This is a genomic window from Actinosynnema sp. CA-299493 (genome assembly GCF_050946825.1).
Lineage (GTDB): Bacteria > Actinomycetota > Actinomycetes > Mycobacteriales > Pseudonocardiaceae > Actinosynnema.
The window spans coordinates 1,247,875-1,273,824 of the sequence record NZ_CP191993.1 but is presented as its reverse complement, the minus strand read 5'-3'; the positions used below and the strand labels follow the sequence as shown (position 1 = coordinate 1,273,824).

Sequence of the window (25,950 nt, the reverse complement as noted above, 5' to 3'; positions counted from 1 at the left end):
GTGCAACTCGGGGTACGCGAACGTAGGACTCGCGCGACGTGAACGTAGGACTCGCGCGTTCTGAACGTAGGACTCGGGGGGTCAGCCGTCGACGAGGAGGCCGCGGAGCGGGCCTTGGAGGCGGCCGGCGCGGCGGGAGACGCCCGGGAGGGCGGTCAGGCGGTGTTCGCCCGACGAGGCGAGGGTGGGGCGCCAGAGGGTGTCCACGACCTCGTGAGCCGGGCCGGAGACGTCGGCCAGTGGGCGTTGCAGGTGTTCGGACCAGAGGCGCAGCCGGGCGTCCCGGGCCACCTCCGGGTCGTCGGTCACGACGTTGACCTCGGTGTCGTTGAACAGGGAGTGCTCGTTCAGGTTGGCCGAGCCGACGCTCAGCCAGCGGTCGTCCACGAGGGCGAGCTTGGCGTGCACGTAGACCGACGAGGACGTCGCGCCGTCGTGCGAGGACAGCGTGGCGGCCACCAGGCGGTGGTTGCCGTCGTCGGCGTCCAGCAGGCGCCCCAGCTGGCCGCGGGTGGTGTCCGCGCCGTTGCTCGGCTTGCGCGGCAGCACCAGGACCGTGCGGAAGTCGGGGTTCGGCGGGTTGCGGAGCTTGTCGATCAGGACCTCGGTGACCTCGGGCGACCAGAGGAACTGGTTCTCCAGGTAGACCAGGCTCGTCGCCGAGCGCAGGGCGCGCAGGTAGGAGTCGAGCAGGCTGAACTCACCGCGGGGCGCGAAGTCGTAGGTGCGCTCCGGGATCGTGCGCACCAGCTGGGCGGAGGACGAGCCGGCCGGAGGTGGTGGGACGGCCGGGGGCAGCTGCTCGCCGGCGATCTCCTGCCAGCGCAGGCGGAAGTGCTCGGCCACGTCCGCGACGATCGGCCCGCGCAGGCGCGTCCCGATGTCGTGCCAGCCCAGCGGTTCCCGGGGCGGGTGCTCGGTGGTGTCGTGGCGGTCGCCCTCCACCGCGGTCAGGTCCATGCCGCCGACGAACGCCACCTCGTCGTCCACCACGACGATCTTCTCGTGGTGGCAGTGCAACGTCCGCTCCCGCGCGTCGATCTCGCACCGCACGGAGCTGTCGCGGGTGAACTCGCGCTGCGCCGCCAGCACGCGCTTGCGGGTCGGCTCGAACATCGGCACCGGCGGACCCGCCCACAGCAGCACGCGCACCGGCACCCGGGACGCGGCCGACGCCAGCAGGTCGCGCAACGTCGGCGAACCCGGTTCGCGGGTCAGCCGGAAGTCCGGGCTGGCGCACCACCCGGCCAGGTGGACGGACTTGCGCGCCGACGAGATCGCCTCCGCGATGGCGGGCAGCACCTCGTGCCCGTCCACCAGCACGTCGACCTGGTTGCCGGTCCGCACCGGCCGTCGCGGCGTCCACCAGCCGGCCTCCGAACCGAAGACCGACCCCCACCCCAGCTTGCGCAACCGTCTGGCGTGGTGCGCGCACAGCAAGCTCTCCAGCCCGTCACCGAGCTTGGCGTCCAGCACGTCCAACAGGCCCACGTCGGGAGTGGTTACCGCAAACGCGGAGGATCAAACGTTGACGGCCACCGTGGCGGTGCCGGGGGCGACCTCGGTGTACCCGGCGTCGCGCACCAGCACGACGTCCGGCCGCGCCACCAGCGCGTCCCACTCGGCCGCCGACGGCGTCCGCACGGCGCACCGGTAGGACAGCCCGGCCCACTGCGCCAGCTCGGCGTCGGACAGGTGCGGCGCGAGCAGCATCGACGCGTGCCCCACCTGCGCCGCGGCCTTGCCCGCCGTCATCTCGACGCGCGGGTTCAGCCAGAGCTCGACCGCGCCCGGGGGCACCGGGCCCGGCTCGTCGGGCGGCAGCTCGCTGCCCGAGATCTGCAACCGGCTCAGCTCCTTGGGCAGGTCGACCACCCGGCTGGGCACGAACGCCCGCACGGACGCCCCGCCGACCGTGATCGTCACGCCCGGCAACGCCTGCACGGCCTCCCAGTGCGCGCCCCTGGCCCGCCGCGACACCTTCCGGATCCGGCCGCGCACCCACGCCACCAGCTCGTCGTGCCACTCGCCGTCCGGCAGCGCCCGGTCGTCCAGGCACACCGCGATGGCGGCGGCGGCCGCGGCCTCCAGCACGTCCGTCCGGGACGGCGGCGCGGACCGCTCGATCCGCAGCACCACCGGCATCGCCCGGACCGACGCCGGGTCTTCCTCGTCGGTGGACCAGTGCCGGTCCACCAGCATCCGCAGGATCGGGTTCACAGCCGGTTCAGCTCCAGACCGTCCGCCGCGTCCGCGGCCTCCACCTCCGCACGCGTGACGCCGAGGACGAACAGCACCGCGTCCAGGAACGGGTGCGACAGCGCCGTGTCCGCCACCTCGCGCAACGCGGGCTTGGCGTTGAACGCGATGCCCAGCCCGGCCGCGCCGAGCATGTCGATGTCGTTGGCGCCGTCGCCGACGGCCACGGTCTGCGCCAGCGTGATGCCCTGCTGGTCGGCGAACCGCCGCAGCGCCACCGCCTTGCCCGCCCGGTCGACCACCTCGCCGAGGACCCGGCCGGTGAGCTTGCCGTCCACGATCTCCAGCTCGTTGGCCGCGCAGAAGTCCAGGCCCAGGTCGTCCACCAGGTGCTGGATCACGCGCGTGAAGCCGCCGGACACCACACCGCAGCGGAACCCGAGCCGCTTCAACGTCCGCACCGTCGTCCGCGCGCCCGGCGTCAGCTCCAGCGACTCGGCGACCTCGTCCAGCACGGACTCGTCCAGGCCCTCCAGCAGCGCCACCCGCCGCCGCAGCGACTCGGTGAAGTCCAGCTCGCCGCGCATCGCCGCGTCGGTGATCTCCTTGACCTGCGGCTCCACCCCGACGTGCGCGGCCAGCATCTCGATCACCTCGCCCTGGATGAGCGTGGAGTCGACGTCGAACACCACCAGCCGCTTGGCCCGCCGGGTCAGCCCGGCCCGCTCCACCGCGATGTCCAGCCCGCCGCGCACCGCCACCTCGGCCAACGCCGACCGCAGCTGCGCGTCGCTCTCCGGCGTGTCGTCGGCCACGGACACCCGAAGTTCGAGGCCGGTGACGGGGTAGTCGGCCACGCCGCGGATCGCGTCGATGTTCACGCCGAGCGACGCCAGCCGGCGTGCCACCTCGGTGAACGCGCGGGCCGTGACCGGGCGGCCGAGCAGGATCAGCACGTGGCTGGACTCCAGCCGCGCGGTCCGCTTCGAGTCCGCGCCGATCTCCACCTCGACCTGCATGGACACCGTCGCCATGGCCTGCTCGACGGCTTCCTGCAACCCCTCCGGGTCGCGATCGGCGGCCACGAGCACGCCGAGCACCAACCGACCGCGGATGACGACCTGCTCGACGTCGAGGATCTCCACGCCGTGCCTGGTCAGCACCGCGAAGAGCACGGAGGAAACCCCCGGCTTGTCCGGTCCGGTGACCGTGATCAGGACGGGCGTGGTGCTGGGCTTGGTCACTGATGGCTCCTATGCCAGACAGCGGCGAGCCCCGAGGACCGGGAACGGTCGTCGGGGCTCGCCGTTGAACCTGCGCTCAGGTTACAAGTGCTACTTGTGGTCGCCTTCGGTTCCCTCCGAAGCTGTGCCCGACTGCACAGCCTGCGCGGCCAGCTCGGACGGCGCCTGGGGCGCGTCCTCGTGGGCGATGGCCTTGCCGGTGAACGTCACGTGCGCCTCGCTGTGCAACCGCTCGATCATGTGCGGGTAGTGCAGCTCGAACGCCGGGCGCGCCGAGCGGATGCGCGGCAGCTCGGTGAAGTTGTGCCGCGGCGGCGGGCACGAAGTCGCCCACTCCAGCGAGTTGCCGAAGCCCCACGGGTCGTCCACCTTCACGGTCTCGCCGTACCGGTAGGACTTGAAGACGTTCCAGATGAACGGCAGCGTGGACGCGCCCAGGATGTACGCGCCGATCGTGGAGATCGTGTTCAGCGTGGTGAAGCCGTCGCTGGGCAGGTAGTCCGCGTACCGGCGCGGCATGCCCTCGTTGCCCAGCCAGTGCTGCACCAGGAACGTGGCGTGGAAGCCGAGGAACGTGGTCCAGAAGTGGAGCTTGCCCAGCGGCTCGTCCATCATCCGGCCGGTGATCTTCGGGAACCAGAAGTAGATGCCCGCGAAGGTGGCGAACACGATCGTGCCGTACAGCACGTAATGGAAGTGCGCGACGACGAAGTACGTGTCCGACACGTGGAAGTCGATCGCCGGCGCGGCCAGCAGGATGCCGGACAGACCGCCGAAGAGGAAGGTGACGATGAAGCCGATGCTGAACAGCATCGGGGTCTCGAACGTCAGCTGCCCCTTCCACATCGTGCCGATCCAGTTGAAGAACTTGATACCGGTCGGCACCGCGATCAGGAACGTCATGAACGCGAAGAACGGCAGCAGCACCGCGCCGGTGGCGTACATGTGGTGCGCCCACACGGCCACGGACAGCGCCGCGATGCCCAGCGTCGCGTAGACCAGGCCGTTGTAGCCGAAGATCGGCTTGCGGCTGAACACCGGGAAGATCTCCGACACGATGCCGAAGAACGGCAGCGCGACGATGTAGACCTCGGGGTGGCCGAAGAACCAGAACAGGTGCTGCCACAGGATCACGCCGCCGTTGGCGGGGTCGAACACGTGCGCGCCGAGGTGGCGGTCGGCCAGCAGGCCCAGCAGCGCGGCGGTCAGGATCGGGAACGCCAGCAGCACCAGCACGGACGTCACCAGGATGTTCCAGGTGAAGATCGGCATCCGGAACATGGTCATGCCGGGCGCCCGGAGGCAGACCACGGTGGTGATCATGTTGACCGCGCCGAGGATGGTGCCGAGACCACCGACGACCAGGCCGGAGATCCACAGGTCGGCGCCGACGCCGGGCGAGTGGATGGCGTTCGACAGCGGGGTGTAGGCGAACCAGCCGAAGTCGGCCGCGCCACCCGGCGTGAGGAAGCCCGCCATCACGATCAGGCCGCCGAACAGGTACAGCCAGTACGAGAAGGCGTTGAGCCGCGGGAACGCGACGTCCGGCGAACCGATCTGCAGCGGCAGGATGAAGTTGGCGAAGCCGAACACGATGGGCGTCGCGTAGAGCAGCAGCATCACCGTGCCGTGCATGGTGAACAGCTGGTTGAACTGCTCCTGGGACAGGAACTGCATGCCCGGTCGGGCCAGCTCGGTCCGCATCAGCATGGCCATCGCGCCGCCCACCATGAAGAAGGCGAACGACGTGACCAGGTACATGATGCCGATTTGCTTGTGGTCCGTGGTGCGGAACATCCGCAGCAGGAACGAACCCTTGACCGCGTCGCGAGTCCCGAAGGGCCGCGTCGCGATCGGCTGCGGGGCTACGGCCGTCACGGTGCCTCCTGCACTGTCTGGTTCTGGCTTCGCCGGTGGGTGGCGCCGCCGGCTCATCGGATCGTAGACGGCGCTGTTCCGGGTGGCTCGGCTGGGCTGCCCGCTGGATCAAGTGAGGTAGCGCAGGTCACAGTGTTGGATGGCGCCGCCTCCGGCGTCGCGGGCGAGGTCGCCGGGAAGTCGGCCGTTCGCGCCCTGATTTCCGACGATCGAAAAGCGTGATCATCGGAAATGAGGACGCGAACGGTCGACGCGACCTCGCGAGCGGTGCGGGTGTGGGGGGTTAGCGGCGGAGGAGGTGGCGGAGTTTCGGGGAGGCGACGAAGGCGGCGCCGGTGGCGACCAGGGCGAGGCCCACGAGCAGCAGCCAGCCGCCGTTGAAGCCCGTGTTGGCGAGGTCGCCGTCGGTGGAGGCCGGGGTGGAGGTGTTGGTCGGGGTGATGGCGATCGACTCGGTGGTGGTGGAGGAGGTGGTGGAAGAAGAGGAGGCGGGGGTGGTTGAGGTGAGGGGTGACGTGGTGGTGGCGGGGGTGGTTGAGGTGGTGGTTGGCGTGGTGGTGGTGGTGGTGGTGTCGTCTTGCTTGGCGCAGACGAACCAGTGGCTGATGCCGGCGGGGGTGCCGCTGGCGTTCAGCGGCGGGTGCAGGTCTTCCCAGGCCAGGTCGCCCAGCTCGGCGGCGGTGTAGACGTTGTAGGCCGGGCCGCCCTTCACCACGACGCCGGTGAGCACGTAGCCCTCGGGGTTGGCGGTGATGTCGATGTCGACGCCCTCGACGGTGAAGGTGCCCGCGGGCAGCGTCATCTCCTCGCCGGGCAGGCCGACGACCTCGCAGGCGTTGCCCGGCTGGCCGATGTCGACGTTCTTCCGCTCGCCGACGACGGCGCGGTCGTCGCCGGGCAGCGGGGTCTCCGAGGTGGCCGAGGCGGTGCCGCCCAGCAGGCCGGTGGCGCTCAGGGCGAGCAGCGCGGCTGCTCCGAACAGGCGGCGGGTGGTGATGCGCATGGCGGCTGCTCCGCTGGGTCGAGGGCTGATCGGGGGCATCGAACTACACCGGCCACCCTCTATCGAGCTAACCCATTCAGATGAATCAGGTTGCCGTCGAGTCGTTATGCGGTGGTGATGTTGACGGCGGGTAGTGACGCCTCCCCGGATGGAGGTGCGGTCTACGCCGGACGTGACCTTTACCGAACCCGAACACTCCGCTACCCCGATCACCGCCGACCCCATGCCACGATGCGCGGCGTGCAGGGACTCGTGCTGGTCGTGGAGGACGAACGGGCCATCGCGGACCTGATCTGCCTCTACCTGCGGCGCGAGGGCTTCGGGGTGCAGGTGGAGGTGGACGGGCACGCGGCGTTGGCGGCGGTGCGGCGGTCGCGGCCGGTGGCGGTGCTGCTGGACGTCGGGCTGCCCGGGATGGACGGGGTCGAGGTGTGCCGGGCGCTGCGCGCGGCGGGCGACTGGACGCCGGTGCTGTTCGTGACCGCGCGCGACGACGAGGTGGACCGGGTGCTCGGGCTGGAGCTGGGCGCGGACGACTACGTGACCAAGCCGTTCAGCCCGCGTGAGCTGGTGGCCCGGGTGCGCACCGTGCTGCGCCGGGGGACGCCGCAGGTCAGCCCGGTGCACGTGGTCGGCGACGTGAAGCTGGACGGCGACCGGCGGCGGGTGTGGGCGGGTGGGGTCGAGGTGGCGTTGACGTCGACGGAGTTCGAGCTGCTGGCGCACCTGATGCGGCACCCCGGGCGGGTGTTCGCGCGGGAGCGGTTGTTGAGCGCGGTGTGGGGTTACGCGGCGGTGGCGGGCACGCGGACGGTGGACGTGCACGTCGCGCAGTTGCGGGCGAAGCTCGGCGACCGCAGCCCGATCAGGACCGTGCGCGGGGTCGGCTACTCGGCCGAGGCGCCGTGACGCGCACCAGCCTCGCGTTCCGGATCACGGCGTTGTGCCTGGCCGTGGCCGGTGTGGCGGTCGTGGTGGCGGGGTTGGTGTCGGCCCGGCTGGTGCTCACGGCGGCACGCGAGGTGAGCCGGGAGGCGCTGGCCGACCAGGCCGACGTGGTGGCCGGGCAGCTGGACGTGGGCCGGGCCGGGCGGCTGCGGGTGGTCGAGGTGCTGCGCGGGCAGGGCATCGCCGTGGTGCTGGTCGGGCCGGACGGCGGGTTGACCGGCGACCCGCAGGCCGTGCGCGCGGTGCGCGAGGTCAAGGGCAGGTCCGGCGCCGCCGGCACCCGGCTGGTCGAGGTGCGCGACGGTGTCGCGCTGGTGCAGGAGGCGGGGATCGGCAACGGGCCCGGGCGCAAGCTGCTGCGCAACATCACGTTCGCGCTGGGTGTCGGGTTGCTGGTGGCGGCGGTGGCCGGGTGGTTGCTGGGCAGGCTGGTCGCGCGCCCGCTGCGGCGGACGGCGGAGGTCGCGCGCACCATGAGCGGCGGTCGGCGTGACCTGCGGGCGCCCGAGCACGGGCCGGCGGAGGTCGCCGAGGTCGGCGGCGCGGTGAACGCCCTGGCCGACGCGCTGGCGCGCAGCGAGGCCAGGCAGCGGGAGTTCCTGCTGTCGGTCTCGCACGAGCTGCGCACGCCGTTGACCGCGGTGAGCGGGTTCGCCGAGTCGCTGGCCGACGGCGTGGTGTCCGGGCCGGAGGTGCCGTCGGTCGGCCGCACCATCTCCGCGGAGGCGCACCGGCTCGACCGGCTGGTCACGGACCTGTTGGACCTGGCCAGGCTGGGCGCGGACGACTTCCGCGTCGACCTCGCGCCGGTCGACCTGACCGAGGTCGTCACGGCCGCCGCCGAGGTGTGGCGGGCGCGGTGCGCGGCGAAGGGCGTCGAGTTCCGGCTGGTGGCGCCGTCGGGGCCGACCGTGCGGACGACGGACGCGCGGCGGGTGCGGCAGGTGCTGGACGGGCTGCTGGAGAACGCGTTGCGCCTCACGCCCGCCGGTCGGCCGGTGGTGCTGGCGCTGCACGACGTGCTCCAGGTGCGCGACGGCGGCCCCGGGTTGTCCGAGGAGGATTACCGCGTCGCGTTCCGGAAGGGGGCGCTGCACGCGAAGTACGAGCGCTCCCGACCGGTCGGCACGGGTGTCGGGCTCGCCCTGGTGCACGGCCTGGTGACCCGGTTGGGTGGCACGATCGAGGCCGGTCCCGCGCCCGAGGGCGGCGCGGCCTTCACGGTGAGGTTGCCCCATGGCTGAGTCGGTCGGGCGTGGGTCGGTCGGGCGTGGGTCGGTCGGGCGTGGGTCGGTCGGGCATGGGTCGGTCGGGCATGGGTCGGTCGGGCATGGGTCGGTCGGGCGCGAGTCGGTCGGGCGTGGGCTGGAGGTTCGGTGGCACGAGGCGGTCCGGGTGCTGGGCGGCGCGAACGGGCCCGGGGACCTCGTCGAGCGGTACGCCGAACCGCACCGCGGCTACCACAACGCCGACCACGTGCTGGCCGTCGTCCGTGACGCGGACGCGCTGGCCGCCGACCGCACGGCACGCGAACGCGCCGTGCTCACGCTCGCCGCGCTCGCGCACGACGTGGTCTACGACGGCGAGCCTGGCGAGGACGAGCGGCGCAGCGCCGAGTGGGCCCGGGCCCGGCTCGCCGGCCTGCCCGAGGCCGACGAGGTGGCCGGACTGGTGCTGGCCACCGCGGACCACACCTCGGACGACCCGCTGACGTGCCTGCTCCTGGACGCCGACCTGGCCGTCCTCGGCGCCGACCCGGCCGCCTACGAGCGCTACCGCGCGGCCGTGCGCGCCGAGTACGCGCACGTGCCGGACGACGCGTGGCGGGTGGGTCGGGCGGACGTCCTGCGCGCGTTGGCCGGGCGCGACCCGCTCTACGCCACGCCGCACGCGCGTGAGCGGTGGGAGGACCGCGCCAAGGCCAACCTCGCGGCCGAGCTCAGCTCGCTCGGTGACCCGCCATGAGCACGTCGTAGGTCGGGAACGCCTTGGCGATCTCGCTGCCGGTGAAGTTGCCGACCCAGCCGTCGTCGTCGTGGAAGAACCGGATCGACACGTAGTCCGGCCGGGTGCCCATGTCGAACCAGTGCGTGGTGTTCTCGGGCACGCTCAGCAGGTCGCCCGCCTCGCACAGCACCGCGTGCACGCGGTCCTTGACGTGCAGGTAGAACACGCCGGAGCCGCGCGCGAAGAACCGGTCCTCGTCGTCGTCATGGGTGTGCTCGGCCAGGAACTTCACCCGCGCCTGCGCCGCCGAGGCCAGCCACTCCGGGTCGTCCGACGGTGCCATCTCCATCGCGTCGACCAGGATGTAGCCCTCGGTCTCGGTGACGCGGGCGACCTGCTCGGCGTACACCTCCAGGGCGTTGTCCCTGGTCACACCGGGTACGACCGGCCACTGCTCGTACCGGACGCCCAGCTGCTTCAGCTCCACCGCGATCTCGGCGGGGTCGGTGGTGCGCACCAGAGCGGTCTCCGGGTCGGTGTCCGACCACACGGTCAGCAACGTCATCGCGCCTGCTCCCTCATGTTCGTGGTGAGTCCCTGCGCTGGGTGGTTTCGGTCTTGAAGCGCAACAGCCACTCCAAGCACTCCAGCCGGTGCCGCGCCTGGTAGAGGTCGTCACCCCACACGTACACCCCGTGGCGGGCCACGATCAAGGCCGGCACGTCCGCGCGGAAGCCGGCTTCGAACGCGTCGCCCAGCACCCGCATGTCCTGGCTGTTCGGCGTCACCGGGATGACGACGGACTCGTGCGCCTGGCGGCCGAAGCCCTTGAGCATCTCCAGGTCGCGCAGCTCGACGCCGTCCGGCCAGTGCTCGGCCGCGACCACCGGGGCGAGGGCGTGCACGTGGACCACCGCGCCCGCGCCGGACACCGCCGCGATCCGCCCGTGCAGGCCCGCCTCGGCCGACGGCACGCGCACCGGGTCGTCCGTGCGGCCCTCGGCGTCGACGACCACCACGTCGTCCGGCGTGAGCTCGCCCTTGTCCTTGCCGCTGACGGTGACCGCGAGCCGCAGCGGGTCGCGGTCCACGACCACGGAGAGGTTGCCCGACGTGCCGCGCATCCAGCCCATCGCGGTGTACCGGGCGCACTCGGCGGCCAACGCCTCGCCGGGCGTCACAGGGCGTCCACGGTCCGGTGTGGACCGAAGTCCGCGTCGCCGTACGGCTCGCCGGGGCGCGCCACGCCGACGGTCTGCCAGCCGGCCTCGGCGGCGGCGTGCAGCTCGGCCGGGACGTCGGAGTAGAAGGTGATGTCGGTGGACCCGAGCACGGAGGCGATCGTGAGGTACGACGCGGCCTCGCGCTTCGGGCCCGCGTTCACGGTGTCGAAGTGGAACTCGAACAACGACGTGAGGTCGCCGTCCGTCGTGTGCGCGAAGAACGCCACCTGGCCGGCCACCGAACCCGAGGAGAACACGGCCAGCTTCGCGCCCTCCGCGTGCCACGCGCGCAGGGCGGGCACGACGTCCGGGAAGAACTCGGCCACCAGGTCGCCCTCGGCGTACCCGCGCTGCCAGATCAGGCCCTGCAACGTCTTCAGCGGTGTGACCTTCCGGTCGTCGTCCATCCAGCCGTGCAGCACGCGCACCAGATCGTCCGTGCCGCCGTCCACACCGGACAGCTCGCGGATCTGCGCCACGGCCTCCGCGACGGCCGGGTCGTCACCGTGCGCGTCGATCCACGGCCCGAGGCGCGGCCGGGCGTAGTCGTACAGCGTGACCAGGACCTGGTCGGTGGCGCTGAGCGTGCCCTCGATGTCCAGCACGACCCATTCAGTCATGAACTTCCCCAACGTAGTAATCGGCCAGACCGCCCGGAGCGTACGCACCGCGGTCGGTCACCACCTTGGTGACGAACCGCGGCGGGGTGACGTCGAAGGCGGGGTACAGGCCCCGTGCCCGGTCGGTGGCCGTGCGGCGGCCCAGGGTGTGCCGCACGTCGTCGCCCGGCCGGTACTCGATCGGCACGTCGGCGGAGGTGGGTGCCAGGCGGTCCGGGGCCTGCACCATGGCCAGGAACGGCACGTCGAACGCGTGCGCGGCGATGGCGAGGCCGAGCGTGCCGACCTTGTTGACCACGTGCCCGTCCATCGTGACGCGGTCGGCGGCGGTCAGCAGCACGTCCACGTCGCCGGTCGACATGACGGCCGCGCCCATGCCGTCGGTGATCAGGGTCGTGTCGACGCCCATCTCCCCCAGCGTCTCCGCGGTCAGGCGGGCTCCCTGGAGGTACGGGCGGGTCTCCGTGCAGATGAACCGCAAGCGTTTGCCCATCGCCTGGGCAGCGGTGACGGTCTCGGTCAGGTAGAGATCGGCCCAGCAGTGCGTGAGCACCGCGCCCTCGTCCGGCAGCAGTTCGGCGGTGTGCGCGCCGAGGCTGCGGCTGCGACCGCGGTAGCGCTCGTCCCCCGCCCTCGCACCTTCGAGGGCGCCGGCTTCGAGGTCGTCGTTCGCGTCGACGCCCGCCAGCACGGCGGCCACGGCCTTGCGCAGGTGGTTGTTGGTGCGGCGGGTGTCGATCAGCAGCCGGCCGGCTTGGTCGAGGTAGGCGCGGGCCTCGTCGCGGGGCAGGTCGCGGGCTTCCCGGGCGGCCAGCACCATGCCCCACAGCGCGGCGAAGTACGGGCCGGAGGACTGGGTGACCATGTCCTCGATGGCCTTCGCGACCTCGGCGACCGTGCCGCAGCGCACCCACGTCTTCTCGAACGGGAAGGTGCGCCGGTCCAGCACGTGCACACCGTCGTCTTCGAGGCGCACGCTGCGCGCGAGCAACGGTTCCATCAGCTGTACCCGGTGAACGGCGCGTGCTCGCCGGTGAGGTGGTACGCGCCGACCTCGCGGGCCTTGTACGCCACGGGGTCGTGCAGGGTGAGGGTGCGGGCGTTGCGCCAGAACCGGTCGAAGGCGTAGCCGGCGGCGGTGGCGCGCGCGCCGCACAGCTCGAACACCCGGCTGGTGGTCTGGTTGGCGACCTTCGTGGCGACGACCTTGGCCGACGAGATGGCGGCGGCGGTCTCGGCGCGCTCGTTGCGGGTCAGGTCGGCGCCGCGCCGGGAAGCCTGGTCCAGTCGGTCCGAGGCGTGGTCGGCGAGGAAACCGGCGGCCTGCGCGTCGGCGACCAGCTCGCCGTACGTGCCGAGGACGTAGGGGTCGGCGGTGGCCGTGTCGACGCCGCTGAGGAACCACGGGCGGGTGGTCGTCCGGGTGTACTGGGCGGCTTCCGCCAGCGCGCCTTCCGCCATCGCCACGTACAGCTGGGCGAGCACGAGCTGGAAGCCGAGGGCGGCCAGCGAGAGGCGCGGGCTCGTCTCGTCGTGCGTGCCGAGGACCTGGTCGGACGGCACGTGCACGTGGTCGAACGCCACGCCGCCGCTGGCCGTGAGGCGCTGCCCGATGTTGTCCCAGTCGCCGGCGTAGGTGATGCCGTCGGCCTTCGCGTCGAGCGTGAAGGTGATCTTGCCGCCGGTCTCGGTGTCGGTGGCGCTGACCACCAGCCGGTCGGCCACCGACGCGCCCGTGGCGAACGTCTTGCGACCCGTGACCTCGTACCCGCCGTCGACCGGTCGCAGCTCCAGGGCGGCGTCCAGCGGGTTGCTGACCCCGGCCCAGAAGAGGTTGTCGCCCGCCTGGAAGTTCGGGTTGTCGAAGAGGCCGCTGCGCCAGACCTGGAGGTAGTGGTAGCCGAGGAGGTGGCCGACGTTGGCGTCCGCCGCGCCGACGACCCTGGTCACGGCCTGCTGCGTGGCCCAGTCGCCGATCCCGAGCAACCCGGACCGCCGCAACGCGCCGACCTCGGCCGACGGCTCCGCACCGAGCCGGTCGCGCTCCGCCGCGTCGACCCGCAACGCCGCGGCCAGCTCCTCGGCGACGGTCAGCCACTTCTGCCGACCATCGGTGCTCGTCATGCGCCCTCCTACCGTCTGCGTCCCGACAGGCGAGCCTAATCGCCGGCGCGCCCCGGCGACTGAGCGTTCCGCCACATGGGAGGCCGCGATTCCGATCGGGAACGCACAGGCCGAAGCGCGGGGTTACCGGGCGACCGCTGAATTCGACCTGGCCTGACCGGGACGCTATTCGGGGACATGTCACCAGCCGAGTCCGCCGGGAAGCGATCCGGGAGTCGTCCCGCACTGCTTGCGCACCGGGCTGCCGACCTGCGTGCGTTGAACCACCACGTGCGGCCCACCCCCTTCGACTACGGTATGCGGGCCCGCACCGAAGGGGGAGTCGCACGATGGACCTGTCGCGCAGATCGTTCTCCGGGGGAACCGCCGTCGCCGCACCGGCGACCGCGACCGCCGGGACGACCGCCGCGTCGGCCCGGACGCCGCGTCCACACCGGCCGTCCACACCGCACCTGCTGGAAGCCGAGCACCTGGTCGGCTACCTGTCGTTGCCGACGTGCCCGTTGGCCAACAACACCTACAAGGCGCCGGACCAGCCGAACGTGGTCCGGTGGGGCTCGCCCGGTGACGCGTCCGGGTGGGTCAACCAGAGCCAGTGCGCGTCGTTCCTGACCGCCGTGCTGAAGCGCACGTACAAGTGGGCGACTCCGAGGTTCTTCAGCGCCCACTTCGGTGTGGCGAGCCCGTTCGCGCGGGACTACCGGGCGGCGTTCGCGGAGCGGGAGATCCCGCACTTCGAGCGCGTCACCAGGGTGGCGGACCTTCGTCCGGGTGACGTGATCGCCGTCGACTACCGCAACGACCAGGACACCAACACCGGTCACGTGGTGATGGTGCGTTCGGTCAGGGGCGTCTACACCGCGCCGACCCGCGGGCTGAACTTCCGCGGTGAGACGCAGTACGCGGTGGAGGTCGTGGACTGCACGTCCGAGCCGCACGGGGTGTACGGGGTGGGCAACTACTTCCGGTTCCCGGACAACCGGATCTTCAACGCCACGGCGGCGACGGACGGCGCGGGCTACGGGCACATGATGTTCTACGCGTCCGACGCGACCGGTGAGTTCAGCCGGTACCGGTGGAGCGTGAACACGTCGCCCGCGGGGACGTTCGCGTTGGCGCAACGCCCGGTCTCCGCCGCCCGCGTCGTGTTCTGAGCGTTGAACTCGGGTGTTCCGAACGTAGGACACGAGTGTTCTGAACGTAGGACTCGCGGGACGTGAACGTAGGACTCGCGCGGGGGTGGGTCAGGTGAGGGCGAGCTTGCCGAGTTCCACGCGCGACGCGACGCCGAGCTTCGGGTAGGCCTTGTAGAGGTGGTAGCCGACCGTGCGCGGGCTCAGGAACAGCTGCGCGCCGATGTCCCGGTTGCTCAGGCCGTCGGCCGCCAGGCGCACGACCTGGAGTTCCTGCGGGGTGAGGGCGCTGAGCGGGTCCGGTCCCGGCGCGGCGCGGCTCTCGCCGGTGGCGCGCAGCTCGGTCCTGGCGCGGGCGGCCCACGGGGTCGCGCCCAGCCGTTCGAACACCTCCGCCGCCGACCGCAGGTGAGTGCGGGCGTCGGCCTTGCGGCGGGCCCGGCGCAGCCACTCCCCGTACAGCAGCTCGGTGCGGGCGCGTTCGAACGGGCGGCTGTCGTCGGCGCGGTGCAGGTCGACGGCCTCCACGTACCACTGCTCGTCATCGGTGAGCAGGGCGCGGCACCGCGCGGAGACGGCTCGCGCCCACGGCTGGCCGGTGCCCGACGCCCACTCGTCGTACCAGCCGGCGGCGTTCGCGTCCGGCTTGCCCAGCCGCGCGGACGCCTCCACCAGGTCGGGCAGGCTGGTGACGGAGTAGAGCCGGTGCGCGCCCGCGGCGACGTCGGCCAACCGGTCCAGCACGGCCTCGTGCCGGCCGAGACCGAGGTCGAGCAGCGCCAACGCGCACGCGGCCCGCACGGACTGGGGCGCGCCGCCGACCAGCGTCGCCACCAGCTCCTCGCACCTGGCCGCGTCGCCCTCGATGGCGGCCAGTTCGGCGAGCACGGCGGTCAGGAAGCCGACGCTGAACTCCTGGCCGATGTCCGCGGCGATGCGCAGCCCCTCTTCGGCGGTGGCCCGCGCGTCGCGGTGCCGGCCGAGGTGCAGCCGGCCGCGGGCCAGGTAGGCGAGGGCCCGGGGCAGCACGCCGAGGGCGCCTTGGGCGCGGGACTGGCGTTCCAGGTCGAACGCCCAGGCGTAGGCCGCCCGGTCGTCGCCCAGGACGAGGTTCCACCAGGCGGTGACCGCGTTGCCGGGCCCGCCGACGTACGGGGAGCCGAGGAGCTCGCGCAGCGCGGCCAAGCCGCCGGGGACGTCGTCGCCTTCCAGGCCCAGTGCTGCGGTGGCGACCCGCCGGGTGTCGTCGGCGCCGGGCAGGTCTCCGGCACGTGCCGCGATGTCCGCGAGGAGGCCGAAGTCACGGCCGGCCCACGCGTTGTTGGCGGCGTGGAACAGCAACTCCCCCGCCAGGTCCGGATCCGTGTGCGCGGCGCACGCGACGGCGCGGGCGAGTTGCGCCGCGGCCTCCGCCGGCCGTCCCTGCTCGCTCGCCAGCCGCGCCTGGATGCGGGCCACCCGCGCGCCGTCCACCGGGTTGGCCACCAGGTGCCACGCCTGGTCGGCGAGCCCGACCGCGCGGTCGAACTGTCCCGCCGCGCCGGCCGCGCCCGCCGCCGACGCCAGCCGGAGGCCGCGTTCGACGGGATCCGGGGTGAGCTCGGCGGCGCGGTGGTAGGCGGAGGCGACGGCGACGTAGCCGCCCCGGTTGCGGGCGTCCTCGGCGGTGCGGGCGAGGGCTCGGGCGACGTCCTCGTCGGGCGCGGTGGCGGCGGCGGCCAGGTGCCAGGCGCTGCGGTGGGCATCGGCGTCGGCGAGCACGTCGGCCAGTGCCCTGTGGACGGTGAGGCGGTGCTTGAGCGGCGCGCTCCGGTAGGCGGCGGCGCGGATCAGGGGGTGGCGGAAGGTCAGCCGGCCGTCGTCGGAGCGCAGGAGTTGGCGTTGTTCGGCGACTTCGAGGTCGTCGACGGACGCGCCGAGCAGGCCGGCGGCCCCGAACACCACGGCCGGGTCGCCGGTGTCCTCGGCGGCGGCGACCAGCAGGAGGGTGCGGGTGCGTTCGGGGAGCGTGCCGATGCGGTCGGCGAAGGTCTGCTGGATGCGGCTGTGGGTGGGCAGGGCGGCGACGCGGTAGGCGTGGGCGGCGGGGAGGTGGCCTTCGCGTTGGGCGGCGGGGAGTTCCAGCAGCGCCAACGGGTTGCCGCGGGCCTCCTCGGCGATCTGGTCGCGGACGTAGCGCGGCAGGTCGGCGGCGTGCTCTTCGAGGAGGGCGGCGGCGTGCTCCGGGGTGAGGCCGGTGAGACGCAGTTCGGGCAGGCCGGGTGCGGGGAACGGCGGCGCGTGCAGGTCGCGGGCGGCGAAGATCATCGCGACGCCCTCGGCCTGGAGGCGGCGGGCGGCGAAGACGAGCGCTTGGGCGGAGCCCTGGTCCAGCCAGTGGGCGTCGTCGACCAGGCAGAGGACGGGGTTCCGGTCGGCGAGGTCGGCCAGGAGGGTGAGCACGGCCAGGCCGACGAGGTGGTGGTCGCCGCCTTCGGGCGGGGCGAGGCCGAGGGCGGCGCGCAGTGCGGTGGCCTGGTTGGGCGGGAGGGTGTCGAGGCGGTGCACGACGGGGCCCAGGAGCAGGTTCAACCCGGCGAACGGAACGACCGACTCGGACTCCACTGCCGTGCCGCGCAACACCAGGAACCGACCGGCGTCAGCTGAGGTGTGGGTAGCGCCTGTGGCGGGGGCTGTGGCGAGGGCGGCGGTCGAGGTGTGGGCGACGGTCACCAGGGCGGGATTGCCGCTGGGCGGGACGGGATCACCGGCAGCAGAGGTGTGGTTGCCGGTCGCCGGGGTGTGGTTGCCGCTGGGTGGGGCGGGGTTGTCGTCGGCGAGGGTGTGGTTGTCGCCGGATGGGGAGGGCGGTTGCTGCGCAGGGGTACCCGGCAGGGGGTCCCCTGTTTTCAGGATGCCAGAGGGGTCTGACAATTTCGGGGTTGGCGGGGTTGCCCGGGTGGCGGCGTGGGACAGGAGGGCCGACTTGCCGATGCCCGCCTCGCCGCGCACCACGAGCACGCCGCTGTGCCCGGCGCGGGCGGCGGAGAGGAGGTGGTCCACGGCGGCCAGTTCGGCGGACCTCCCGTGCAGCATGTCCCCGACCCTAGCCGGCGGCCGGGAGCAGGACGACCTTGCCGACCGTGTGCCTGCTCTCCATCGCCTCGTGCGCCCGCCCGGCCTCGGCCAGCGGGAACGTCTGGATGGACGGGGTCAGGCCGTGGGGCGCGGCCAGGGCACGGGCCTCCAGCGCACGCAGCCCACCCGACCGCTTCGCCACCTGCGGTCCTACCGCGACGGTCGCGGTCAGGGCGCGGGCGAACAGGTCGGCCGAGGTCAGGTGCAGCAGCTCGCCCGACGACGACCCGAACATCACCACCCGCCCGCCCGGCGCGAGCAGGTCCACCGCGGCCCGGCCCAGCGAACCACCGACACCGTCCAGCACCACCGTCACCTCCCGTCCACCGAGCCGCTCGCGCACCTGCCGCTGCCACCCCTCCACCAGGTAGTCGACGGCCACCGCGGCACCCGCCCGCGACGCCGCCCGCCGCTTCTCCTCGCACCCCGCCAAGCCCACCACCAGCGCGCCCGCCCGGACCGCGCCCTGCACCAGCATGGTCCCGACCCCACCGGCGGCGGCGGTCACGACCACCACGTCGTCCGGGGCGGGCACCGCCGCGTCCAACACGCCCAACGCCGTGCCGCCGGTGCAGATCATCGCCACGGCCGCCGGGAAGTCGAGCCCGGTCGGGACGACGTGCAGCGCGCCCACCTCCCGCACCGCCAGCTCGGCGTACCCCCCGCCGAGCAGGCCGAGCTGCGTCACCACCCGCTCCCCCAGCCACGACCCGTCCACGTCACGACCGACCGCGTCCACCACGCCGGCCACCTCGGAGCCCAGCACCGCGGGCAGGTCCGGCAACGGCACGCGGTCGTCACGGCCACGCCGGACCACCCCGTCCACCAGGTGCACGCCCGCCGCGCGCACCGCGATCCGCACCTGACCCGGTCCCGGCGCCGGGTCCTCGACCTCCTCGCACCGCAGCGCCGAGCCGAACGCGTGCAGCCGCACGGCCCGCACGTCAGGCCCCGTAAGGCCGCTTGGCGCGGGCCTCCTTGAGCGCCGTGCCCCACCAGACCACCTGGTCGAGCACGGCCGTGGCGGCCTTGTCCACCGCGTCGGTGTCGACCGGTTCGCCCGCGTCGTCGAACCGGGACCACGCGCCGTGGAAGCTGACGGTGTCCCGCACGGTGACCGCGTGCAGCTCGGCGAAGACCTGCCGCAGCTGCTCGACCGCGCGCAACCCGCCGCCGACGCCGCCGTAGGAGACGAACCCGACCGGCTTGGCCTGCCACTCGGTGTAGTGCCAGTCGATGGCGCTCTTCAACGGCGCGGGGAAGCTGTGGTTGTACTCGGGCGTGACGACGACGAACGCGTCCGCGTCACGCAGGCGCGGCGAGACCAGCGCGACCTCCGGCGCCGGGTCCTCGCCGAAGGCGTGCAGCCGGTCCGGCAGGTCGAGGTCGTCCAGGTCGACCACGTCCACGCTCAGGTCCTCGCGCTGCTTGGCCCGGTCGGCGAACCAGTTCGCCACCACCGGCGCGAACCTGCCGCGCCGGGTGCTCCCGACGATGATCGCCAGCTTGATCACGGTGTGCCCTCCTCGGTTGTGCCGGTGTCGACGCTAGGAGCGGGGGCAGGGCACGGGCATCTGTCAGGTGACTGGTCGTCCTGACCACGAGTGGGCGTCCGACGACCGGTCACCTGACGGATTCGGCCGGGCGGCGGGCGGTCGTAGCTTGGCGCCATGACGGAGAACGCGCAGGTCACGACCCGTTGGATGCCCGTGGTGGCGTTGGCGGCGGCGATGCTGGTGGTCACCACCGAGATGTCGGTGGCGGCGGTCGTGCTGCCCAGCCTGGGCGGCGAGTTGGACATCGGCCCGTCGGCCGCGGCGTGGGTGCTGCTGGCCTACACGCTGCCGATGGCGGCGATCGCGATCCCGGCCGGGCGGTGGGTGGACCGGGCGGACGGGCGGTCGGCGTTCCTGCTGGCGCTGGTCGGTGTCGCGGTGGCGAGCGTGGTCACGGCCGCCGCGCCGTCGTTCTGGGTGTTGGTGGTGGGGCGGGTGCTGCAAGGCGTGGCCGGGTCGCTGGTGCTGGCCGGGTACATGCCGATCGTGGTCGCGGCGGTGGCGCCGGCTCAGCGCGGGCGGGCGATCGGGTACGTGATCACGATCATGACGGTCGGCGGGCTGGCCGGCGCGCCGTTGGGCGGGGCGGTGGCGGGCGCGTTCGGGTGGCGTTCGGTGTTCCTGGTGAAGCTGCCGGTGGTGGCGGTCGCCCTGTGGCTGGGGTGGCGGTCGCTGCGCGGTGACGGGCGGGGGCTGCCCGTGCCGGACCGGGGGTTGGTGCTGGAAGCGGTGCTGCTGGGCGGCGCGATCACGTCGGCGCTGCTGGCGTTCGAGGACGCGGCGTGGCTGCTCGTGGTGGCGTTGGTCCTGGCGGTGTGGTGGGCGCGCCTGCCCGGCTCACGGCCGGTCCTGGCGTTGGTCCGGCGACGGCTGTTCGGGCTGCCGCTGCTGACGTTGTCGCTGGTGTCGACGTTGGGCGGGGTGATGTTCTTCCTCGTGCCCTACCACGTGACGGACGTGCTGGGCGGTTCGCCGGAGGACGTCGGGTTGGCGCTGCTGGTGTTCGTGGCGGGCGTGGCCGCGCTCGCGGCGGTCTCGGGTTCGCTGACCGACCGGTACGGGCCGTGGCTGGTGGCGATGAGCGGGTCGGTGGTGAGCGCGCTCGCGCTGGGGTTGCTGGTGCTGCCGGTGACGTCGCCGGTCGACCTGTGGTGGCGGCTGGCGGTGTTGGGTGTGGGGCAGGGCTTGTTCAACACGGCCATGAACACGCTGGTCGTGGTCGGCGCCCCGGAGGGGATGGCCGGTGCGGCGGGTGGTCTGAGCGCCACCGCGCGGATGGTCGGCACGACGGTCGGGCCGGCGGTGGCGGCGCTCGCGGCGGGTCTGGCGGGCGGCGGTGACGCCGGGTTCCGCGCGGGGGTCGCGGTGTTGGCGGCGGTGGCCGTGGTGGCGGTCGGGGTGCTCGCGTCGGCCAAGCAGCGCTAGGACCTCGGCGCGTCAGCCGAGCAGCGCTAGGACCTCGGCTCGTCGGCCGAGCAGCGCTAGGACCTCGGCGCGTCGGCCGAGCACGCGTCGCGTCGACCAAGAGCGCCAAGACCGCGGCGCGTCAGCCGAGCAGCGCCAAGACCGCGTCGGTGTCCTCGACGCGGCCCTGGGCGCGGAAGAGGGTGAGGGCTCGTTGTCGTGCGTCGCGCGCTTCGTCGTGCCGGCCCACGGCGGCGAGCACGTCGCCGAAGTGCCGCAGCACGCTGGCCTCCTCGTAGGAGTTGTCCAACTGCCGGTAGAGCCGCAACGCGTGCCGGTAGTGCTCCACGGCGTCCGCGTCGCGCCCGTGGTGGTGGGCGATGTAGCCGAGGCTGTCCGACGTGGCCGCTTCGCCCTCGACGTGGCCGAGCTCCTCGTTGAGCGCCAACGCTTCCCGGCAGTGCGCCTCGGCTCCGGCGTGGTCGCCGAGCCGCGCCATCCGGTAGCCGACGTCGTTGAGCGCCTCGGCGATGCGCACCGGGATGCCCAGCGCGCGGAACCGCTCCAACTGCGCCCGCGCGTGCTCCAACGCCCCCGCGACGTCACCTCGCCGTTCCATGGCCCACGCCATGGCGCGGTGCGCGGACGCCTTGCCGTAGTCGTCCTCCACCAGCTCCAGCGCCTGGCGCAGGTGGTGGTCGCCCTCGTCGTGGCGACCGAAGTCGGTCAACGCCATGCCGAGGAACTTGTGCGCCGTGACCTGCTTGAACCGGTCGCCCAACGCGTCGGCGGCGTCCAGCGCGAGCCGCCAGACGACGTCGTCGGCGGCGTGCCCCCGTCGCAGGTGGTAGTTCGTCAACGCCCACGCCAGGTGCCAGGCGACGTCGTGCCGGCGGTGGTCGACGGCCAGGCGTTGGGCGGCCAGCAGCGACTCGTGCTCGGCGTCGAACCAGTCCATCGCGGCGGTGACGTCGGACAACGGCGCCGCGTCGCCGGGCGGTGCGGTGATCGGCGGGCGGTGCGGCTCGATGAGCCGGTCGCCGTGGTGCGCGGTCGCGGCGAAGTAGCCGATGAACGCCCGGAGGTTGGCGTCGGCGTGCGGGGGCGCGACCTCGGCGGCGTAGAGGCGCACGAGGTCGTGCATCCGGTAGCGGCCGAGCCGGTGCTGCTGGACCAGGTGGGCGGCTTCGAGCTCCCGGAGCAGGCGGCGCGTGCGGGCGCGGCCGGTGAGGGCGGTGATCGCCCTCAGGCTCAGGTCCGGCGCGGAGGTCAGGCCGATCAGCCCGAACAGCTCCGCCGCCTCGGGGCTGAGGACCCGTAACGAGCAGGCGAACACCGTGCGCAGGTCGGCGCTGAGGTCGTCCAGCGCGTCGAGCCGCTGGTCCTTCAGCTCCTCGGTGAGGGCGGCCAGCGGCAGGTCCGGCTGCGTCACCGCACGGGCCGCGATGATGCTCAACGCCAACGGCAGGCCGCCGCACAGCGCCAGCAGCTCGCGGGTGACGTCCGGCTCCGCCTCGACCCGTTCCGCGCCCAGCCGGGAGACCAGGAACGCGCGGGACTCGTGCTCGTCCAGGACGTCCAACGCGACCGAGCGCGCGCCGTGCGCGGTGAGCAGGCCGAGGAGTTGCAGGCGGCTGGTGATCAGGACGGTGCAGCGCGCGCCACCGGGCAGCAGGGGCGTGACCTGGGTGGTGTCGCGGGCGTTGTCCAGGACGACGAGCACCCGCTTGTCCGCGACCAGGCTGCGGTAGAGGGCGGCCTTGGCGTCGAGGTCGGCCGGCGGGTCGTCGACGCCGAGGGCTTCGAGGAAGCCGCGCAGCGCGTTCTGCGGCGTGACGGGGTCGCCGACCGGGTCGAACCCACGCAGGTTGACGTAGAGCTGGCCGTCCGGGAAGTCGTCCACGTGCTGGTGCGCCCAGTGCAACGCCAGCGCCGTCTTGCCGATGCCGCCCGCGCCGCCGATCGCCGTGATGACGACCGTGGCCGACGGCTCGGCGAGGTCGGCGATCTCCTTCTCCCGGCCGGTGAACCAGCGCTGCGGCGCGGGCAGCTGCCGCGGCACGGCCCGGGTGGTCGTCGGTGCTGGTCGATCCGCCGGGGCGTGACCCAGAAGTCCCAGGTAGAGGTCTTGCAGCGGCGGGCCGGGGTCGGTGCCGAGCTCGTCGGCGAGCACGCGGCGCAACGCGTCGTAGTGCTGCAACGCCTCCGACGACCGGCCGCTGCGGTGCAGGGCGAGCATGAGCTGGCCGGCGAGCCGTTCGTCCAGCGGGTCGGCCTCGGTCGCGTCGCGCAGGGCGGGCAGCAGGGCGGCGTGGTGGCCGAGGCTGAGGGCCACGTCGTTGCGGTCCAGCTCGACGGCCGCGCGTTCGGCCCGCAACGAGTCCCTGACCTGGGCGAACCACGGCGAGTCGAGGCCGTCCACCGCGTCGCCGCGCCACAGCCGCAACGCCCGGTCGTACAGCTCGACGGCACGTCCGGCGTCGGTCTCGGCGCGGGCCCGCTCGGCGAGGGCGCGGAACTCGACCAGGTCGACCCGGTCGGTCTCCAGCACGTACCCGCCGGGCCGGCGGCGGATGTCGATCCCGGCGGACCGCAGCTTGGAGACGTACCCGTACAGCGTCTCCTTCGCCCGCAGCGGCGGCTGATCACCCCAGACGCGGTCGACGAGCCGTGCCGCGGTGACCGGACGACCGGTCTCCAGCAGCAGTGCCGCCAGCACGCTCCGCCAGCGGGTGTGGCCGATGTCGAGGTCGTGGCCGCCGACCTGGGCGCGCACGCCACCCAGCAGCCCGAAGTACACGCTCAGCCCCCTTGAACAGCCGGTTCAAGGTTCATCCTAGGTTCGCTCACGTTCGGCCGGGCAGGGTGTCCCCATGACCGCGGACAGGTGAAAGGACCCCGGCGGAGTGCCCCACACCCCCGCCGGCGACGAGGGGTCGACGTCCCGACCGGTGCTCTCCTGCCGGTTGGGACGCCGCGATGTGTCCGCACCCATCGGGGAGGACGCGGTCGGTCCCGCGCTCACGGGGACGGCCGACCTGGGGGCGGCCGTCCCCGTGTCCGGGAAGTGGCGGGGTCCGCGACGTCCGTGCCCGTGTCCGTGTCCGAGCGCATCCGCGTCGCCCGCGGGCTGCACGGCGAGCGTTGACGTCCGCTCAGGCGCGCGTCACCCGCGCACGAGGATGCGGGTCGACGCCGTGCCGAGGCCCGTGGGACCGCGCAGGGCCTGCGGCGTGAACCCGACCTCCCGGTCGCCGAAGTGCTTGGCCAGGTCGGCGTCGTGGTAGCGGACGACCTCCCGGTGCCAGTTGAGGATGCCCGCCAGCCAGTCCTCCAGGTCGCCGACGTAGACGTGCAACGCGTCGCGCACCTCGGGTTCGAGGTGGAACTCCTCGAACAGCGCGGGCAGCTCGACCCGCACCGAGTGCTGGAACTGCGCCAACCGCGCGTTGGCCAGGTCGGTCGCGATGCCCCAGGCCCGGTCCAGGTCGACGTCGAGGAAGTTGCGCACCACGAGCACCAGGTTGTGCACCTCGCCCTCGAACTGGATCTCCTTCCGGTACGAGAAGAGGTCGTTGAGGATGGTGGCGTAGTCCATCGCCGAGTTCTCGATGTTGCGGATGGTGCGGGTCCGGTAGACGGCGTCGGGCACCAGCCTGCCGTGGCCGAGCCGGGCCAGGAGCATCGTCAGCTCCGAGCCGAACGTGTGGCGGCGCATCTCGACGTAGTCGACGGGATCGGGCACCCGGTTCTCGTGCTGGTTCTTCAGCTCCCACACCCAGCTGTCCAGCATCAGGTCCAGCGCGTGGCGGAGCTGCCGCCGGTTGGCGGGCGGCATCGGGGCCGTGGTGCGCCGCCAGACGTCGGCGAGGCCGCGTTCCAGCGGGGTCACCGGCGACGGCGACGCGCCCTCCAGCGGCATCATCTGCTTGAGCCGGTCGGTGGCGGCCCTCGCGGCGGTCAGGTCCGACGTCCGGCCGAACACGACCGGGTAGTAGTCGTCGCCGTAGGTGCCCCAGGTGAGCCACAGCGCGTTGATCTCCAGCTCCGCCGCGGTGGCGTTCGGGGCGATGCCCGCCGAGCACAGCGCGAGGTCGATGTCGCGCATCTTGTCCTCGGTCCACACGCGTGGCACGTCGTCCAGGATGCCCATGTCCCGCGCCCACGCGATGCTCTTCTCCAGCGCGTCCTTCCAGTGCGGGCTCAGCGACAGCTCGAACGGCATGTCCAGCGCCGGTTCGGGCCTGGGCGGCACCTCCTCGAACGGCACGTGGCTGAAGCTGCGCAGGCGTTGCGGCGCGGTGGCGATGAGCGAGCGCAGCGCGCTCGTGCCCAGTCCGGTCGGGCCGCCGAGCACCGGGCTCGCGGTGACCGCGCCCTCGTTCATGTAGCGGCTGGAGCGGGCGTGCCACTCGTGGCCGCCGGACTGCCAGTCCTGCAGGCCCTTCACGTACGCCAGCACGGCGAGGCGGCCGGCGGGGTCGACGGCGTGCTCGTCGAGCAGCAGCGGCACCTCGGTGACGGCGGTGTGCTCGAACTGGTGCAGGCGGGACGTGAGCAGGTCGTTGACCGCCTCGGCGGCCTCCTGGGTCGGGATGTCCAGGAACTTCTCCAGCACCAGGACGCCGTTGCTCAGCTCGCCCTCGTCCAGCACCTCGCGCTCGTAGGAGAACAGGTCGTTGCGCAGGTGCACGGCGTCGGCGAACGTGTCGCGCAGGACGCCCATCGGACGGCTGAGGGCGATCCGGGCGGGCACCTCCAGGCCGGTGACGTGCTCGACCAGGTTCGCCGACCACGGCGCGCCGCCCACCTTGCGGCGCATCTCGATGTACTCGATCGGGTTGGAGAGCCTGCCCTCGGAGATGTTGAGCAGCTCCCACATGGACTCGTCCAGCAGGTGCTTGGTGTTGTCGGCGAACCGGCGGCGCCAGTCCTGCGAGTGGCTGCCGACGGTGCGCGTCCACAGGTCGGCGAGGCCCTTCTCGACCGGGTTGGTCGGCTCCTCGGTGATCGCGCCGTCGACCGGCATGAACAGCGGCAACCGGTCGAGGTACGCCTTCGCGCCCGCCACGTCCGGGTTGCGCTTGTAGAGCTCCACGAAGTGGTCGTCGAAGTAGAAGACCCACACGTACCAGTCGGTGACGAGGTCGAGGTCGTCCGCCGAGGCGTCGGGGTGGGTGTAGGCGCAGAGCAGGGCGTAGTCGTGGGAGTCGAGGTCGTCCTCGGTCCAGATGACCGTGCCGTGCTGGGGGACGTCGATCATGTCCATCCCGTACGCCCACGTCTTCGTGTGCGTTCGCGCGCGCTCCAGGTTGGGGTTCAGCCGTGCCGGGTAGGGCATGTAGAAATCCGGCAGCTGGAACGGCTGCGCCATCGGCTCGCACCTCTCGTCGGGACTTACCTGGTGTACGCAACCAGTGCGCGGGCGTGGCGGCCAAGACCCGGCGGTGGTGATCCACACGTTCGAGCGGCGAGTCCCCCCGTCCGGCTCAACGCACTGCTGCTTTGGGTGGTTGTCGGCCGGTAGCGGTTCAGCCGGTGCGGCACCGTCGCG

General features: G+C 72.8%; 20 protein-coding genes. 5 read left to right on the top strand and 15 right to left on the bottom strand.

The genetic code is table 11. The annotated features are described in order from the left end of the window. Positions 1–81 precede the first annotated feature (81 nt). From ACQPYE_RS06070 to ACQPYE_RS06050, 5 genes are all read right to left on the bottom strand, one after another. Complete coding sequence (locus ACQPYE_RS06070; protein WP_498719831.1) at positions 82–1,491, bottom strand: phospholipase D-like domain-containing protein; 1,410 nt, start codon at positions 1,489–1,491, stop codon at positions 82–84. 30 nt (positions 1,492–1,521) lie between these two features. After that, positions 1,522–2,202: a peptidyl-tRNA hydrolase gene (locus ACQPYE_RS06065; RefSeq protein ID WP_498722847.1), complete on the bottom strand. Its 681-nt coding sequence runs from the start codon at positions 2,200–2,202 to the stop codon at positions 1,522–1,524. A gap of 14 nt (positions 2,203–2,216) precedes the next feature. Further along, the gene (gene serB / locus ACQPYE_RS06060) at positions 2,217–3,443 is read right to left on the bottom strand and encodes a phosphoserine phosphatase SerB (RefSeq protein ID WP_498719830.1); all 1,227 of its coding nucleotides are present in this window, start codon (positions 3,441–3,443) and stop codon (positions 2,217–2,219) included. Positions 3,444–3,533: 90 nt separating this feature from the next. Then, entirely contained in the window at positions 3,534–5,321 is a 1,788-nt protein-coding gene (gene ctaD / locus ACQPYE_RS06055) for an aa3-type cytochrome oxidase subunit I (RefSeq protein WP_498719828.1), read from the bottom strand. A gap of 283 nt (positions 5,322–5,604) precedes the next feature. Next, a complete protein-coding gene (locus ACQPYE_RS06050) occupies positions 5,605–6,324 on the bottom strand; it encodes a hypothetical protein (protein WP_498719826.1) in 720 nt (239 codons plus the stop codon). A gap of 240 nt (positions 6,325–6,564) precedes the next feature. Here ACQPYE_RS06050 and ACQPYE_RS06045 point away from each other — a divergent pair, with 240 nt between their 5' ends. The 3 genes from ACQPYE_RS06045 to ACQPYE_RS06035 all read left to right on the top strand — a co-directional run bounded on the left by ACQPYE_RS06045 (position 6,565) and on the right by ACQPYE_RS06035 (position 9,237). Beyond that, the gene (locus ACQPYE_RS06045; RefSeq protein ID WP_498719825.1) at positions 6,565–7,233 is read left to right on the top strand and encodes a response regulator; all 669 of its coding nucleotides are present in this window, start codon (positions 6,565–6,567) and stop codon (positions 7,231–7,233) included. Beyond that, the gene (locus ACQPYE_RS06040) at positions 7,230–8,516 is read left to right on the top strand and encodes a HAMP domain-containing sensor histidine kinase (protein ID WP_498719823.1); all 1,287 of its coding nucleotides are present in this window, start codon (positions 7,230–7,232) and stop codon (positions 8,514–8,516) included. Before ACQPYE_RS06045 ends, ACQPYE_RS06040 begins: the two co-directional genes overlap by 4 nt. A gap of 151 nt (positions 8,517–8,667) precedes the next feature. Next, positions 8,668–9,237 (top strand): HD domain-containing protein, encoded by a 570-nt coding sequence (locus ACQPYE_RS06035; protein WP_498719821.1) that lies wholly within the window; start codon positions 8,668–8,670, stop codon positions 9,235–9,237. On the opposite strand, the gene ACQPYE_RS06030 is transcribed toward ACQPYE_RS06035, so the two are convergent. Genes ACQPYE_RS06030 through ACQPYE_RS06010 form a run of 5 tightly spaced genes read right to left on the bottom strand, consistent with a single transcriptional unit; the run spans position 9,212 to position 13,186 of the window. Next, positions 9,212–9,784 (bottom strand): 1,2-dihydroxy-3-keto-5-methylthiopentene dioxygenase, encoded by a 573-nt coding sequence (locus ACQPYE_RS06030; protein WP_498719819.1) that lies wholly within the window; start codon positions 9,782–9,784, stop codon positions 9,212–9,214. The genes ACQPYE_RS06035 and ACQPYE_RS06030 overlap by 26 nt on opposite strands. Before the next feature lie 13 nt (positions 9,785–9,797). Beyond that, positions 9,798–10,400, bottom strand: a complete 603-nt coding sequence (gene mtnB, locus ACQPYE_RS06025) for a methylthioribulose 1-phosphate dehydratase (RefSeq protein ID WP_498719817.1) — start codon at positions 10,398–10,400, stop codon at positions 9,798–9,800. Next, positions 10,397–11,062: an acireductone synthase gene (mtnC, locus tag ACQPYE_RS06020; RefSeq protein ID WP_498719815.1), complete on the bottom strand. Its 666-nt coding sequence runs from the start codon at positions 11,060–11,062 to the stop codon at positions 10,397–10,399. Before mtnC ends, mtnB begins: the two co-directional genes overlap by 4 nt. Further along, on the bottom strand, positions 11,055–12,062 hold the full coding sequence (locus tag ACQPYE_RS06015) for a s-methyl-5-thioribose-1-phosphate isomerase (RefSeq protein ID WP_498719813.1): 1,008 nt from the start codon (positions 12,060–12,062) through the stop codon (positions 11,055–11,057). The genes mtnC and ACQPYE_RS06015 overlap by 8 nt, the downstream gene beginning before the upstream one ends. Continuing rightward, positions 12,062–13,186: an acyl-CoA dehydrogenase family protein gene (locus ACQPYE_RS06010; protein WP_498719811.1), complete on the bottom strand. Its 1,125-nt coding sequence runs from the start codon at positions 13,184–13,186 to the stop codon at positions 12,062–12,064. The genes ACQPYE_RS06015 and ACQPYE_RS06010 overlap by 1 nt, the downstream gene beginning before the upstream one ends. Before the next feature lie 329 nt (positions 13,187–13,515). Between ACQPYE_RS06010 and ACQPYE_RS06005 the strand changes: the two genes are divergently transcribed. Further along, entirely contained in the window at positions 13,516–14,340 is an 825-nt protein-coding gene (locus tag ACQPYE_RS06005) for a hypothetical protein (RefSeq protein WP_498719809.1), read from the top strand. Between the two features lie 90 nt (positions 14,341–14,430). Here ACQPYE_RS06005 and ACQPYE_RS06000 read toward each other — a convergent pair whose 3' ends face one another. Genes ACQPYE_RS06000 through ACQPYE_RS05990 form a run of 3 tightly spaced genes read right to left on the bottom strand, consistent with a single transcriptional unit; the run spans position 14,431 to position 18,950 of the window. Further along, a complete protein-coding gene (locus ACQPYE_RS06000) occupies positions 14,431–17,394 on the bottom strand; it encodes a helix-turn-helix transcriptional regulator (protein WP_498719807.1) in 2,964 nt (987 codons plus the stop codon). Positions 17,395–17,404: 10 nt separating this feature from the next. Next, on the bottom strand, positions 17,405–18,379 hold the full coding sequence (locus ACQPYE_RS05995; RefSeq protein ID WP_498719805.1) for a zinc-binding dehydrogenase: 975 nt from the start codon (positions 18,377–18,379) through the stop codon (positions 17,405–17,407). A gap of 1 nt (position 18,380) precedes the next feature. Further along, positions 18,381–18,950 carry an NADPH-dependent FMN reductase gene (locus ACQPYE_RS05990; RefSeq protein ID WP_498719803.1) on the bottom strand — a complete coding sequence of 190 codons (570 nt, stop codon included), beginning with the start codon at positions 18,948–18,950 and terminating at the stop codon, positions 18,381–18,383. A 156-nt stretch (positions 18,951–19,106) separates the two neighbouring features. On the opposite strand from ACQPYE_RS05990, the gene ACQPYE_RS05985 reads away from it, so the two are divergent. Further along, the gene (locus tag ACQPYE_RS05985) at positions 19,107–20,417 is read left to right on the top strand and encodes an MFS transporter (RefSeq protein WP_498719802.1); all 1,311 of its coding nucleotides are present in this window, start codon (positions 19,107–19,109) and stop codon (positions 20,415–20,417) included. 121 nt (positions 20,418–20,538) lie between these two features. On the opposite strand, the gene ACQPYE_RS05980 is transcribed toward ACQPYE_RS05985, so the two are convergent. Together ACQPYE_RS05980 and ACQPYE_RS05975 are read right to left on the bottom strand one after the other, a co-directional pair. After that, a complete protein-coding gene (locus ACQPYE_RS05980; protein WP_498719800.1) occupies positions 20,539–23,196 on the bottom strand; it encodes an AfsR/SARP family transcriptional regulator in 2,658 nt (885 codons plus the stop codon). 366 nt (positions 23,197–23,562) lie between these two features. Next, positions 23,563–25,770, bottom strand: a complete 2,208-nt coding sequence (locus ACQPYE_RS05975; protein ID WP_498719799.1) for a terpene synthase family protein — start codon at positions 25,768–25,770, stop codon at positions 23,563–23,565. Positions 25,771–25,950 lie beyond the last annotated feature (180 nt).

Coding starts and splice junctions, on each gene's coding strand:
- ACQPYE_RS06065 (WP_498722847.1), bottom strand. CDS start 2,202: ATGCTGGTGGACCGGCACTGGTCCACCGACGAGGAAGACCCGGCGTCG.
- mtnC (WP_498719815.1), bottom strand. CDS start 11,062: ATGACTGAATGGGTCGTGCTGGACATCGAGGGCACGCTCAGCGCCACC.
- ACQPYE_RS06015 (WP_498719813.1), bottom strand. CDS start 12,062: ATGGAACCGTTGCTCGCGCGCAGCGTGCGCCTCGAAGACGACGGTGTG.
- ACQPYE_RS06000 (WP_498719807.1), bottom strand. CDS start 17,394: ATGCTGCACGGGAGGTCCGCCGAACTGGCCGCCGTGGACCACCTCCTC.
- ACQPYE_RS05975 (WP_498719799.1), bottom strand. CDS start 25,770: ATGGCGCAGCCGTTCCAGCTGCCGGATTTCTACATGCCCTACCCGGCA.
- ACQPYE_RS06030 (WP_498719819.1), bottom strand. CDS start 9,784: ATGACGTTGCTGACCGTGTGGTCGGACACCGACCCGGAGACCGCTCTG.
- ACQPYE_RS05985 (WP_498719802.1), top strand. CDS start 19,107: ATGACGGAGAACGCGCAGGTCACGACCCGTTGGATGCCCGTGGTGGCG.
- ACQPYE_RS06005 (WP_498719809.1), top strand. CDS start 13,516: ATGGACCTGTCGCGCAGATCGTTCTCCGGGGGAACCGCCGTCGCCGCA.
- ACQPYE_RS06050 (WP_498719826.1), bottom strand. CDS start 6,324: ATGCGCATCACCACCCGCCGCCTGTTCGGAGCAGCCGCGCTGCTCGCC.
- ACQPYE_RS06010 (WP_498719811.1), bottom strand. CDS start 13,186: ATGACGAGCACCGATGGTCGGCAGAAGTGGCTGACCGTCGCCGAGGAG.